Here is a 13,750-nt window from a genome sequence, read left to right on the forward strand (position 1 = left end):
AATTCCAGGCCAAACAGGAGTCGGCATGAACGCTTCGCACCTGATCATGGAATTTCTGCCCCTGATCATTTACATCGGAGTTGATGCCTGGAAAGGGTTTCGAGCTGGAATTATCGCGGCCATGATCTGTACGATCATCATGGCCGTTTATCATTATTTGATGTTTGGTCAAATTGATAAATTTCTACTCGGTGAAGGCTTGATGATCCTCGTGCTGGGAACGATCAGCCTCAAGATGAACAATGATCGTTATTTCAAGTTTCAACCCCCCGTGCTGGCCGCCGTATTCTCGGCTGTCTTCGCCTGGTTTCAGGTTTTTGACCAACCTTTGATGCTGCACTTTATTCCGCAGATGGAAAAGATTTTTCAAACCAACTCAGCGGATCTGAATGCACGGGCGGGAATCGAGCCTCATGAGGAATCACCTGCCCTGCAAATGCTCCATTCTGAAGAATTTCGCCTGACACTGAGTCGCCTGTCCGGACAAATGATCTGGCTCTTTGCCGCTCATGGGATTCTCATGGCCTACGCGGCTTTGAGGCTTCGAACCGCAGCCTGGTTTGCCTGGCGTTTGGCGATTTATCCTGCCCTCTTCGTTGTGGTCATTATCAATCAGATTCTCGTGTGAATTCCGCAAAGCACCAAGAGCAGAAGCCGTCGTTTACCGGCATCAGTTGAATGCCTTGAAACGATAGGAATATAATGAAAGCTGAAGGGATCTTACCCGCATTTGAAATCCATTCAGCACTCTCTGAACCGATTTCCTCATTCAGGATGGGCCATGTTTGAAATCAATCCCCGATTGAAGCAACCGAGTCCCGCCACAGAAGGCGATGCAAGTCAATTCGTGACTTCGCACTACACCAATTGGAAGACTGGTCTTTCCTTTGATGCCCCCCTGCCGCTCTCGCGTCACATGCCTGCAATCATCGCTGTCGGCGGTGGCAAAGGGGGTGTCGGTAAAAGTATAGTGAGTGCCAACCTCGCCACGACTCTGGCCCAGTTTGGCTATCGTGTTCTGGTGGTCGATCTGGACCTTGGCTGTTCCAACCTGCACAGCCATTTCGGGGTAGCGATGCCCAAGCGCAGCCTCGTCGACTTTCTGATAACGAAAAATGCCGGCTTTCGCGATGTGATCCTGCCGGCTCCCGTGCAGGGGGTGGCCTTCATTGCCGGTGGTCGCGAGGAGGCATGGGCGGAATATCTGGATAAGCCGACCGATTACCTGCTCCCGCTTTGGCAGGCGCTCCTGACCAGTCGTCAGCAGTTCAAGGTCGATATTATTGTTTGCGACCTGGGTGCTGGCACCCATCGGCACACGATGGATTTTTTCACGGCGGCCCATCTGGGCCTCGTCACGGTCCTGCCCGAGCCGACTTCGATTGAGAATGCCTATGTATTTTTCAAGATGACCCTATGGAAACTCATCGATAACCTCGGCTGTCGGCTGCAGCAGGCCGAGGTTGCCCAGGATATCAAGGCGGCTCTGTCCTCGATGGCCGGAAGCACGCTGAGCAGCGGCTATGCCAGCTGCCTCAAGGAACTCCAGCGGACCTATCCGCAGTTCATCCAGGATCTGCAACGGGCAATCCAAGCCCGCTGTCTTGGAATCGTGGTGAATCAGACCCGCGACCAGACCGACATTGACCTTGGTTCCTCCATGGAACATATCTGTCAAAAGTACTTTGGGTTACCCACCCGGTATATCGGTTATCTCAACTATGATGAGGCCGTGCTCAAGTCTTTGAAAAATCGTCGTTTGCTTGTTTCCGATTTTCCTCATAGTATGATTGCTAAACGACTCTCAGTCGCGGCGGCTCAATCCCTGAAAATTTTAGGAATGCAACGGAGAAATTGATGAACGAACAGCTTGGGTCGGATATCAAACCATCGAAGCTGCAAGGCCATGGCAAGTCCGGGGTCGGACCATCCTACTATGAAATTTTGGATGTCGCGCCGAATGCAACCCGGTTGCAGATTCGCGAGGCTTATATTCGTCTGCGGAGCACGTACTCCTCAGGCAGCCACGCACTTTATTCTCTCGTCTCGGACGAAGAGGCTCGCGATGCTCTCGAAAAAATCGAGGAAGCCTATCGCGTGTTGGATGATGAGTCGCAACGCAGGGAATACGATAATGCCATTGGCCTCGTGAAAGAACCCCCCCCGCGGTCGCCCGAGGAAATATTTGGTGACACTCATGATCCTCTGACCACCTCACGTCTGGGTGGCAGCCGCACGACGGAAGATCGGGATGCCGTCTTTCGCCGGGAGCCTGTTCGCAATTCCGAAGCCTGGGCCGATGAACCGACCCGGGCTACGCAACGGCGTCCCGTGAATTTCGGCAAAATCCAGAAATCAGCCTCACGGGCGACTGACCCCGATGTTTTAGCTTCCATGCAAGCGATTACCAGCAAGCCTCAATCCTTTGATGGCAAGGGTTTGGTGCAACTCCGCGAGATTGTAGGCATCGACCAGGCCGAGATCCAGGAGCGAACCAAAATTTCGATCGAATACATCAAGGCCATGGAAAATAACAACTTTCAAAAGTTGCCTTCTCTCGTGTATGTTAGGGGCTTTCTGAAGATCTATTTGCAGTATCTGGGGCTTCCCGATGCTGGCACATTGATCGAGGCCTACACGGAGAAATACAACCATTGGCGCGAGACAACCCGACCCAATTCATACTGACCGCAGAAGGCGCCGCCGGCAGCCGGCTTGACGTTTTTTTGGCTCAGGCCCTGCCGCGTTTCAGTCGCTCTGCCCTGCACCGGTTGATCAAAGCCGGTGAGGTGCGGGTCAATGGAACGCCTGCCAAGGCCAGCTATAAGGTGGAAGACGGGGATCGCCTGGAGCTTGCGAATCTTCCTCCGGAAACGGAAAAAGCGGAAGACCTTGTTCCCACTCCCATGCCCCTGCATATCCTTTACGAGGATACCGCGTTGATTGTGATCAACAAGCCGGCCGGCCTGATCGTGCACCCGGGTGCGGGAACACGCGGCAAGCCCACTCTGGTGGCTGCAGTCCTGGCCCATTTGGGTTTGCAGCGGGCGGACGAACTGCCGGGTGAAATCGATCGTCCTGGAGTCGTGCACCGTCTGGATAAGGACACCTCAGGGGTGATCGTTCTGGCCAAAACTGCCTCTGCACACCGACACCTGGCCGCACAATTCAAAAACAAAACGAATCTTCGTGAATACGTGACTCTTCTCAATGGGGCCATGGATCAGGAAGAGATCGAAATCGAAAGCTATCTCTATCGCGACCCGCGCAATCGGACCCGCTTCGCTTCGCTCAGCATGGAGGATTACCTCCTGAAGCAGAACGAGGGCGTGGACCTTGAGTCGTATCGTTACGCGAAAACCCATTTCTCGGCGCGCAAGGTCTATGGGCGCAAGCTGACCCTGGCTCTAGTCCGCCTCACCACGGGTCGCACCCATCAGATTCGTGTGCATGCCAAGGCCCTGGGCTGGCCGGTGGTCGGCGATGTGGTTTATGGACCCGAGGTCGTGCGCCTGCCTCCGACCTTTCCTGAGCCCATCCGCCAGGCTGTGGAGGACGTCTCCCGCCAACTCCTGCATGCACGGCGCCTTGGTTTCGAGCATCCGGAAACCGGGCAAAAGATGGCTTTTGAAGCTCCTATACCGCAGGATTTCCGCGCTGTGTTAGAATTATTGGAAAAGCATAGGGATCAGTGACTCCAATTTTAGGAGATCGACAATCTCCGCCAAGGACGGGACTTTATGTATCGCCGAATTCTGAGTCTTGCATTGAGCTTGGGTGGTCTGGGATTCATAGCGAACCAGGGCTGGGCTGACGAAGCTGCCACCACAACGGAAGAAAGCATTCGGGTCAAGGCCCAGCGGGAGATGGTCTATCTGCTGGTTGATAAGTCGAAGCTGACCGCAGACCTGATGACCATGCCTGAGGACAATCAACAGTCCGAGCACCTTATTTCCTTCAAGATTGCCATTGGCAAGGAGGAGGGTGACAAGCAGAAGATGGGTGACAATCGCACCCCCGAGGGCATCTACTTCAGCCAGCGCATCCTGAACGGCCGCAAGCTTGGCAAGAAATATGGTCCGTTTGCCATTCCGATCGATTTCCCCAATCCTCTCGATCGTTTCCTCGGCAAGACGGGTTACGGTATCTGGCTGCATGGTGTGGAGGCCGATCGCCGTATCGAAGCGGCCAAGGTCACCGAAGGTTGCGTGGCCTTTTACAATGCCGACATTCAATCCCTGACGCAGTGGCTCGTGCCGGATCAATCGGTGGTGGTGATTGCGAAGGATGGAAGTCAGGTCAATCGTCCGGAAAATGTTGCGAAAGTGCGACAGCTTACGCAGGAGTGGATCGATTCCTGGGCCAAACGCGATCTGGACCACTATATCAGTCTTTATCACGACAGCTTCACGGTGGATGGCAAGGACAAGCAGGCCTATTACGAATATAAGAAGCGGGTCTTCGGTTCCTATAAGAATATGGAAGTGGCGATGAACAATATCCGCGTGTTCACGCATGATCGCTATGCGGTGGCAGTGATGAACCAGGACTTCAACGGTGACAATCGCTATCGCAGCTATGGCCGCAAGATTCTTTACTGGCAGCTGACCGGCGAGGACGAGTGGAAACTTTTCCACGAGGAATTTGATGAAAAGCCTCTGCAGTTTGTGGATCTCTCGCGCGAGAAGATTGCTCAAATCATCAAATCTTCGCCGAGCACCAAGGCTCTTCAGGAACACACGGAATCACGCCTCTAAGCTGTCGCGGTTTCCCGCCGCGACTCTTTCGCCTTCCTCACGGCATTTTTTTCCCATTATGCTCCCCGTTTAATGACCGATCGACCTTCTGCGAACCTTTGCGGTCGCAGAGAAGGACAGTGATGCGGTCTTGGCTTTCCATTATCCTTGGCACGATGCTGCTGCTCAGCATGACCCCTGGTCATGCGTCTGAGCTGATCAGCGATCGCATCCGTCGCATGCAGACGGATATAGGACGGGAAGCGGGGCAGAAGGTGCAATCGGTTCTGGACCGATACTGCAGCCAGCACTGTCAGCTCCTGGAGGTGAAGGTCGAGGTTCATGAAACCATCCCTGACAGCGATGAGCTGGGTTTTGAGACGCAGAATTCCCTCGCGGCCGAAGCGAAGCTGGAAGTTCACAGCGTCACCCCCATCATTCAAATCGACAATCGTGTCCTGCCGTTGGATCGCGACCGCCTGGAACAGTTGCTGCGCAACAAGATCAAGGGCATGGCTCCGGAAAGTTCCATCAAATGGGAACCGGTGGACCTTCCGGCCATTGGCAGTTCCGCACCCACACCGAGCGAGGACCTGAGCGCCCAGCTGGAAAATCGCCTGCGCCGGGTGCTGAATTCCATCATCGATCGCTACTGCCCGGATCAGTGTCTATTGGAACGCATCGATGTGGATGCGCAGCCCGTTGGCCCCGATCAGCTCAACTCCTTTCCCAGTGACCAGGTCGTGGTGGGCAAACGGGCGGAAGGCGGCCTCAGGATCCAGGAAATTCGGGTTTATCTGACTCTGGACGAAAACCTCATGGAAGAGGAGCAGAGCCGTATTCTGCGTCTTATGAAGGCCCAGACGCGATTTGTGAACCCGGTGGAATTCGTGGTGGATACCACAGCCTTCCCGGAAACGGCTTTGGATAAAAAGAAGAAGGCCATGGAGGAATCCACGGATCCCTATGGTCTGGAAAAACTGCGGCAGATGCTGACCCTGTTCCGCGATCTGGCGGGAACCAGGGAAATCATCCAGACGACGACCAGCGAATCGCGTAGCAATGTGGAGAGCAAATCCAGCGAGGAACGCAGTGAAACCCGGGCGACTGAATCGATGAGCCGCTCGGAAAGTGAATCCACGCGGGAGTCGAATCAGGAATCCTCGGAGAAAAGCCTTGAAAAGGAATCGGATCGTCGCCTGGATGTGAACAACGAATCGGTGACCAACAAGACCCTGAGCACCGAGGAAATGGCCGCCTATGGCGCCGGTTTCCTTCTCCTGGCGACGCTGGCCGCGATTGCCATCATGAAAGTATCCGCCACCAATCGCACCGCGCGTGAGATGGTGCTGGCGTCGGCCGGATCCGGTCCTGCCATGCGTCGTCGTGCGGCTCACGCCACGGCGGAAGCGGAAGAGGCCGGCTATGGTGAAGGTGGGGAAGGTGCGGTGGAATCCGGTGGGGGTGGAACCACCCTAAGAGTCGCCCCGGCCCAGGTTTCCCAGGAAAAAGCCATGCTGGCTTTGAAGCTCGCCCAATTGAAGCAGGACCTGGTCCAGCAGTTTGTCGAGCAGCCGCGCATCGCCCGTGAAACGTTCACCCGGCTTCTGAAGGATGATGGCGTCGCGGAAACCGCCAAATACGTGCACATCTTTGGCCAGCTCATCATCTTTGAACTTCTGAACGATTCCAGTCTGAAACGCGATCTCTATGAATTGAGCGAATTTTATCACCGCTCCAACTTCAAATTCGATCAGGCCACGGAAATGGCTCTGCTCGAACGTTTGAAGACCATGGTCACAGCCAGTGAGATTCGCCTTCTGGCCAGTCAGTCCAGCGATCGCTTTGGCTTCCTCAATCGTCTCGATGCCCAGCAGATTTTCAGCCTGGTGGCGGACGAGAAACCGCGGGTGCAGAGCATCGTCCTGACCCAGCTCGATCGCAAGCTGCGGTCGGCGGTGTTTGAAATGTATGAAGGGGATGCGAAGATCCGCCTGCTTGAGGAACTGTCCCAGGCCGAGGCGATTCCACGCGAATTCCTCTTCAACGTGGCCCAGGCTCTGCAGAAGAAAATCCAGGCCCGCTCCGAATTTGATACCGAGCAGCTGCGTTCGAGCGACATCCTGCTCGATCTTTTGGAACGCTCCGATCTGCGTGACCAGCGCCGCCTGATGCAGACCCTGGAACGCAACAATCCGGAAACCGCGCGCGGTCTGAAGCTGAAGCTCGTCACCGTGGAAATGCTGCCTTACCTGAAGGATGGTCATCTGCTGGAAGTCATCCTGGGCATGGACCGTGATGACCTGCTCGCGTTCCTGGTGGGCAGCCCCGATCATATTCGCGACCTCCTCCTGCGCAAGGCGCCCGAGGAATTGGCCCAGAGCTGGATCGAGGATATTCGCAACATGGCCGGCATCGACGACAATGCGTATCGCACCGCCGAGGTCAAGATCAAGGCGCGCCTGCGCAGTCTCGCTAACAACGGCGCCATCAGCATGCTGGACATTAATGAACTTATTTACTCGAGTAAGAATTCAGAAGCCGAGGATACGGAGGAAGATGATACCGTCTTCTCCAAAGGGGCCTTTGCTGCCTGATGACCGCTTCCTGCTGTTTTGATTCGTCCTTCCAAGGCCTGGATATCAGGCCTTTTTTCGAACTTATTCCAGTTGCGCGAAACATGGACCGATAAATAATTAAGACTTTTCACAGGCAAAACAGGAGCCCAGTCGTGATTCGACATCACTGGATAATCATGGCCTTTATCGGTACAGGTGCAGCCTGCAGCAGTGCCACGTTGAAAAAGGCTCCTTTTTTAACAGCCAATACGTTGGTTGAGGAGTCCACGACGGCATCCTCGTCAAGTGATGCCAGGCCGAACGAAGACCTGCCTGATCCCGTCCCGATGCCAACGGAAACGAAGGCGCCGGAAGAGAATGTCAGTCCGCCCGCGAATATTTCGGGCGCGTATTTGATTTGTTCGGAGATGAAAGCAGCCACCGCCGCCGATCCAGAATCTTTGATTCACTGCGGTCTCCGCGATGAGAAAACCAACAACAAGGTGAATATAGAGGCTGGATACGCGAGCAAGATTTGGACTTACCAGGCTTCGGACAATGATAATCTTGTCGTGTCCATGGTGGAGCTGCCGCTCAGCCTTGAGTGGCATATTGCTGTCACGCTGAAAGCCCCGACCCTGGGCGACCTTCAGACCCAGCAGGATACGATACGCTTTTTCGTGAGTGTGACCAATAGCGCCGGCGTCAAATTCCAGGCCTCGGCTCCTGTGACACCGACCTTTGTGCAGTGGCTCGCTTTGAACGGGGCCCAGATTCCTACACCAGCCGCAATCGGCGGTACGGAAGATGACGGAACGGAAAACCTTTATATCTGCCGCATGGCGTTTGGCGGGGAATCCATCCCTGGCAAGCTGGAAGTGCATGATCGCGATTCCAATAAATCCAATTGCTTCACCACGCATAATGGGACCGTGATCACATCGCAGAGTGAAAACGGTGACGATGTGCTCGCTCCCTCGGATGTTCTCGTCATCACCCAAGGGGTCTTTGATGATTATTTTGAGTGGATTCCGTCCACCAATGGTTTGAAGCCGGCCCAGGCTTACATCACCGGGAAGGATGCGGTCGGCAATCCTCTCTATACCTGCCGCAATCTGCAGGCTGATGAGAGCATAGCGGAGCAGACTCCAGGTGTGCTACGGCCCGGGGCTTCCACCTGCGCGCATTCCTATGATGGATTCCAGGCCAACACCAGCTACCAGGTTCTGGCGTGGAAGGCAGGCGCGACACAAAAAATTATCGACGTGCAAAAAGCGATGCCAGCTCCCTGATATAAGTCATATTGACCGAAAAATTTCCTGGTTTACCTCCCGGTCGAATTTAGAGTAAATACTCTAAATATGAATTCGAGCCGGGATCCAGCATGGGAAAAAGCCGTAAAACTCGCGACGCCATCATTCAAGGCAGCATTGAGCTCTTCAATCAGATGGGCGTTGCCGATATTTCCACCAACCATATCGCCAGCCATCTCGACATCAGCCCCGGCAATCTCTACTATTATTTTCCCAATAAGGAAGCGATCATCCGGGCGATTTACGAACGGATCCGCACACAGCTGGAGACTCTCTATGGGCGCGATCAACCGCCGCTGCTTCAGCTCAGCGATTATGTGAACGTCTGCTTTCAAATCATTTTTGAATACCGCTTTTTCTTCTCCGAACTCCCCATGATCCTCAGACGCGATGCCGAGCTGAGGACTGACTATGTTCAGCTGCAGGCACGCTTTAAAGAGGAGCTGGCCGGGCTGATCTGTGGCCTGAGCCAGGTGGGTATCCTGGTCTCCCTGGACGGACAGGACCGGCGTATGGCCCTTGCCAACAGCATCTGGATCGTGACCATTTACTGGCACAGCTACCTGGAATCCGCGCCACCGATCAGCCCGCCGGCGCCGTCCCGGGAACTCCTGAAGCACATTCTCTTTTTGCTTACACCGTATATCGCGCCTGAGTTTCAGGCAGCGGTGCAGGGGATATTTTCGTCTTTCATGGAGGCAAGGGGTCATGATTCGTTCGATCTTAAGCCGGAGTAATCACCGGCAGCAGGCTCTCATGTACTGTGGCATTTATGTGTTCCCGCTCCTGACCGTCCTCGGGTTCTATGGGGGTGGCGGGTGGATCTATACGAGCGTGATCGCCGGTTATGTGCTGGTGCCGCTCTGTGATCTTGTCATCGGCACGAGTCAGGTCAACTACGATGCGGAGCAGGAAAAAGCGGCCGCGCAGGACAGTTTTTTCCGTTACCTCACCTATGGCATTGCGCCGCTGATTGTGGCCGTTGTCGTCTGGAGCTGCTGGGTGGCCAGCACGCATGAACTCGCGGTCCATGAATATGTGGGGCTGGTGCTGGCCGTGGCGCTGGTCTCCGGCGGCATCGGGGTGACGGTCGCCCACGAACAATGCCACAAGGTAAGAAAGCTGGATCTGCATTTGGCCCGGCTCACACTGATGTGCATCTGCTATATGCATTTTACCATCGAGCACATTATGGGCCATCACGCGCGCGTGGCCACGGACGAGGATCCTGCAACGGCGCGGCTTGGACAATCACTCTACCAATTTTATTTTCAATCCGTTTGGGGTGGCTATCACAGCGCCTGGAATCTGGAGAGAACCCGACTGCGCAAACGGCGGCTTGGATTCTGGACGCATCACAATCAGATGCTCTGGTATACGATCCTGCCGCTCGCCTTTATGGGGCTCATCACCTGGTTCTTTGGAACGGCGGGTCTGCTCTTCTTCCTCCTGCAGGCCATCGTGGGATTTAGTTACCTGGAAGTGGTGAATTATATCGAGCATTATGGATTGCAGCGCCGGCGCACGCCGCAGGGGAATTTTGAGAAAGTGAGAGCCTTTCATTCCTGGAACAGCGATCACGTGGTTTCGAATTATCTTCTCTTTGGATTACCACGGCACTCCGATCATCATGCTCACGCCGCACGCCCTTATCAGATTCTGCGTTCTCTGCCAGGATCGCCGCAACTGCCTTTTGGTTATACGGTGATGATGCCGATTGCTTTTGTGCCTGCGCTGTGGCGCCGTCTGATGGATCATCGGGTGGCTCAGGCACGCGCTGTCCTGAGCCAGGCTCCTTTGATGGATTAAGAGATGCTGAGGGTCAAAGGGTTTCCAGTTTCCCTGCGGCGGTCGCGCTCTGATGTCCGGGATGGACCTGCACGCCCGGAAGAGTCGCAGAAAATTGTTTCAAAAAGTCGAGACTCTGCCGATTGCCGTCCGCATCCTCGGTAAATTCCCCTGGTGTCACGTTCTGTTCCCAGCCCCAGCGCGTGTGGCAGGTATCCCCGGTGATGAGCTGAGGCCCGGCACTGCTGTGAACAACGAACGCCAGGGAGCCCTCGGTATGTCCCGGCACGGAAAGAACAAAGAGCGATTGATCGCCAAAGAAATCGATCACCGCGGGCTCACCGGGCGCAGCGGGTTCGGGAAAGTTCAATTCGGACAAGGTGCGTGGTCCCTCCAGGAAATCATCCGTGGCGCCGCGCGTAAAGAGATAGCGGAATTCCTTATGCGTGGATTCCTCGGGCCCTATGAAAATGGGAATGGTGGGATCAAGATCAGGCACACCCATGATGTGATCAAGGTGCATATGGGTGAGAAACACACCCTTGATGGGACCCGGGTTCTGGCGCATCCAGTCCCTGGTGGTCTGATGAATCACGAGCTTGTCCATGTTCATGAAACGGGCCATCATCCCGCCGACAGGTGAGTCCTCGGGCTTTTCCTTCATCGTGGACTCAATCCCCGTGTCGATGAGATAGCGTCCGAACGTAGGGTGATCGATGACATAAAAATAGATTTGGATGTCCTCCAGCTCATTTTTTAAACCAGCGGCCTTGGCCTTCGGATCTTCGAGCTGGATCAGACCGCCACGATCGGCAGCCCAGTTGGCCGCCACCACCTTGCGAAACTGAATCGGGCCCTGACCTGTCAGAGCCGGCTTGATCGCGTCCACGCGTGACGGCTTGCCCACTTCCACGAGTTGAGCGGGAGTGCTGGTGATGGCACACGCTGTTCCCAGACTGGCGAGGAGCAAAAAGAGTAGGTGTTTCAAAGGTCATCCTCCATGAAAGCATACATTGCGAAAGGATAACTTTTTCCCCGGAAATCTGCCCACGGGAAATCATCGAAAGTTTGGAATTCTGCAAACTTTAATACCCTTGCTCTTGTTCTTTAAATGATTTGGAAAATCGGAAAAACTTGCGGGGTCGCGGGACTGAGCCGAAAGAAAAGCAGGGGATGATGTGTACGGAGGAACACCATGAGCATGACAGCCCAAAAGACGACCAGCCAGCCGCCGATGGCGAATTCGCTGCTGGCGCCAGGCACGAAAACTCAGGATCCTGCGGCCCCTATGGACGCGCCGCAGACGGATATGGTCATGCTGCAGAAGGCGGATGTTTGGATGTCACAATTCAAGACCCGGCTGAATATCGGCATCATCGCTCTGGTGGTGCTGTGGGGCTGCGTATCCTATTTGAAAAGCACAACCATGCAGCTGGACGCGCGCACGGCACCCGAAGCGGAACGAATCCTGGCGGATGGTTCCGCTGAAGAAGTTATGACTATCCATGCGGTGGAAGGCGCTCTTGAGCGAAGCGCCGTTGTGGAAACGGTGAAAGTCGAGGATGCGAAGGTCGCTCCTCCTGTGAACGCGGTAAAAGCAGCCGTTGCGACCAGGTCGGTGAAGAGAACCCTGGCGCAGAAGACGGGGAAGAGCAAGACCGCGGCTGGCAAAAGTCGCCAGCAAAAGAAACCGAAGAAATCCCTGGCTTCAAAGCCAGCCTTGTGACCAAAAAAAATCCGCGGTAGCCTGGCTCCCGCGGATCCCCATCACATTATGATGACCTCTCTCGCCTGTCTTCTTACCAGCCTGGAGTGGAATCCGATTCATATCGTTCTCCAACTCGAACAGGTTGATTGCTAAGTCTCGAGTGTTCTTCTTCTGTTGTAACCGACTATTGACTGGCTGGCCAGTCCTAAGTTGAATTGAATACGAATTTTTTCAAATTTTCTGAAATTCCCCAGGAAATCAGTTGATTGCAGAACAAAGTTAGTCGCTTATTTGGCGTGGTTTGCTGGCATTTGTGTCTTATTATTTTGTGTGCTAAAGCGTAGGATTCCTTGGGAGATTTCACGATTGACGACTGAGATGAACTTCGCATGGCGATATGAGCAGCTGGTTTCACTTTTGAAACCTTTCGCGCCTTGTTGGACTCAGTCTGTTCTGCACTATTGGCCGGCATGCCGCGACGCTTTGCCGGATGACTGGTGGCAGCCGCTGCTCGATTGGCCGTTGGATGCCATGCATCAGCTGGATGATGTTCTGGCCGGAGCCATGGAGATACCGGAGGGACTGGACATGCCCCCGGGACTTCGCAGGTTCTGGGAAGCGGTGCGACCCCTGGTGCAGTTTCCTCGGAGTCCGTCTGCGATACCTTTATCGGAAACCCAAACCCTGCGCATGACAGCCAAAAAACAGCACGAGATCGCGGCCATTCTTCCCTTTCTTGTAGAAAGGAACGAGGCGCTCGGTGTGAAGCGTGCGGTGGATCTGGGCGGTGGTGTGGGGCATCTGGCCCGCACGCTGGCCACGGAACTGCGGCTGCCGCTTGTGAGTATTGATCGCAATGCGGATCTGCAGAACATGGGGCGTGCCCTTCTGCAAAAACTGCGGATGACGGATGTGCCGCTGGAATTTGTGAACGGGGAAATGCAGAGCGCGCGACAGGATGCCCTGGATCCTTATTTTGAAGGGGACTGCCTGAGTGTGGGTTTGCATACCTGCGGGCCGCTGGCCTGGGCGCATTTGAAGAAAAGTCAGAGAAGCCGTGCGGTTTTGAATTTTGGCTGTTGCTATGATCGCATGGATGTCACGCGCGATTGTCAGCAGAGTGCCTGGGCCAGGCAGCATCCTTTGCCCTGGACATCGTTTGCGCTGTTTCTGGCGACGCGCGGCCGGCGTCGCAGTCTGGAAGAACTGGCCATGCAGGAGCGGGTGAATACCTGGCGCCTGGCTCTGCATTTATTTTTGCAGGAGGAAGGCCTGGCCGCAGGATTTCTGGCGGTAGGGGATGCGCCGCGCGCTATCTATGCTCAGAGTTTTGCGGATTACGCGGCCGATCGTTTCCGCTTTTTGCAGTTGGATTTTGCAGCGCGGGCGGGGAAGGCGGACGGTTACATCATGCGATCTGATGTTGCGCGTTCGATGCGGGAATTTTTCGTCATCAATGTGGTCCGGAATGTTTTCGCCCGGCCGCTGGAGGTTCTTCTTCTGCTCGATCGGGCGCTGTGGATGGAAGAGCAGGGCCACCGTGTGGAGCTGCGGCAGTTCTTTGATCACAGCGTCTCCCCACGGAATCTGGGGTTGTTTGCGACGTTTAAGAATGCATAACCCGCTTCGGCCTGTGACGCCCGCCTC

Annotated in this window: 12 protein-coding genes; 11 read left to right on the forward strand and 1 reads right to left on the reverse strand. The window is 54.9% G+C overall.

Features of this window, described 5'->3' with window-relative positions:
* Window positions 1–25: 25 nt before the first annotated feature.
* The 9 genes from OLTU_RS04375 to OLTU_RS04415 all read left to right on the forward strand — a co-directional run bounded on the left by OLTU_RS04375 (window position 26) and on the right by OLTU_RS04415 (window position 10,416).
* The gene (locus OLTU_RS04375) at window positions 26–628 is read left to right on the forward strand and encodes a septation protein IspZ (protein ID WP_141731534.1); all 603 of its coding nucleotides are present in this window, start codon (window positions 26–28) and stop codon (window positions 626–628) included.
* A gap of 153 nt (window positions 629–781) precedes the next feature.
* Window positions 782–1,858: a MinD/ParA family ATP-binding protein gene (locus tag OLTU_RS04380; RefSeq protein ID WP_141731535.1), complete on the forward strand. Its 1,077-nt coding sequence runs from the start codon at window positions 782–784 to the stop codon at window positions 1,856–1,858.
* Window positions 1,858–2,688: a helix-turn-helix domain-containing protein gene (locus OLTU_RS04385; protein ID WP_141731536.1), complete on the forward strand. Its 831-nt coding sequence runs from the start codon at window positions 1,858–1,860 to the stop codon at window positions 2,686–2,688. Before OLTU_RS04380 ends, OLTU_RS04385 begins: the two co-directional genes overlap by 1 nt.
* Window positions 2,655–3,695, forward strand: coding sequence for an RluA family pseudouridine synthase (locus tag OLTU_RS04390; RefSeq protein WP_176736327.1), 1,041 nt, complete (start codon window positions 2,655–2,657; stop codon window positions 3,693–3,695). The genes OLTU_RS04385 and OLTU_RS04390 overlap by 34 nt, the downstream gene beginning before the upstream one ends.
* Before the next feature lie 45 nt (window positions 3,696–3,740).
* Complete coding sequence (locus OLTU_RS04395; RefSeq protein ID WP_141731538.1) at window positions 3,741–4,757, forward strand: L,D-transpeptidase family protein; 1,017 nt, start codon at window positions 3,741–3,743, stop codon at window positions 4,755–4,757.
* Window positions 4,758–4,879: 122 nt separating this feature from the next.
* A complete protein-coding gene (locus OLTU_RS04400; protein ID WP_141731539.1) occupies window positions 4,880–7,333 on the forward strand; it encodes a FliG C-terminal domain-containing protein in 2,454 nt (817 codons plus the stop codon).
* Between the two features lie 134 nt (window positions 7,334–7,467).
* Complete coding sequence (locus OLTU_RS04405) at window positions 7,468–8,586, forward strand: DUF3421 domain-containing protein (protein ID WP_141731540.1); 1,119 nt, start codon at window positions 7,468–7,470, stop codon at window positions 8,584–8,586.
* 92 nt (window positions 8,587–8,678) lie between these two features.
* A complete protein-coding gene (locus OLTU_RS04410) occupies window positions 8,679–9,344 on the forward strand; it encodes a TetR/AcrR family transcriptional regulator (protein WP_141731541.1) in 666 nt (221 codons plus the stop codon).
* Window positions 9,316–10,416 (forward strand): alkane 1-monooxygenase, encoded by a 1,101-nt coding sequence (locus tag OLTU_RS04415; RefSeq protein WP_141731542.1) that lies wholly within the window; start codon window positions 9,316–9,318, stop codon window positions 10,414–10,416. Before OLTU_RS04410 ends, OLTU_RS04415 begins: the two co-directional genes overlap by 29 nt.
* Before the next feature lie 13 nt (window positions 10,417–10,429).
* On the opposite strand, the gene OLTU_RS04420 is transcribed toward OLTU_RS04415, so the two are convergent.
* Entirely contained in the window at window positions 10,430–11,383 is a 954-nt protein-coding gene (locus tag OLTU_RS04420; RefSeq protein ID WP_141731543.1) for an MBL fold metallo-hydrolase, read from the reverse strand.
* A gap of 207 nt (window positions 11,384–11,590) precedes the next feature.
* Between OLTU_RS04420 and OLTU_RS04425 the strand changes: the two genes are divergently transcribed.
* Window positions 11,591–12,121 carry a hypothetical protein gene (locus OLTU_RS04425; protein WP_141731544.1) on the forward strand — a complete coding sequence of 177 codons (531 nt, stop codon included), beginning with the start codon at window positions 11,591–11,593 and terminating at the stop codon, window positions 12,119–12,121.
* 360 nt (window positions 12,122–12,481) lie between these two features.
* Window positions 12,482–13,723, forward strand: a complete 1,242-nt coding sequence (locus OLTU_RS04430) for a methyltransferase (protein WP_218109833.1) — start codon at window positions 12,482–12,484, stop codon at window positions 13,721–13,723.
* Window positions 13,724–13,750 lie beyond the last annotated feature (27 nt).

The sequence above is a fragment of the Oligoflexus tunisiensis genome (genome assembly GCF_001748245.1).
Classification (GTDB): Bacteria; Bdellovibrionota_B; Oligoflexia; order Oligoflexales; family Oligoflexaceae; genus Oligoflexus; species Oligoflexus tunisiensis.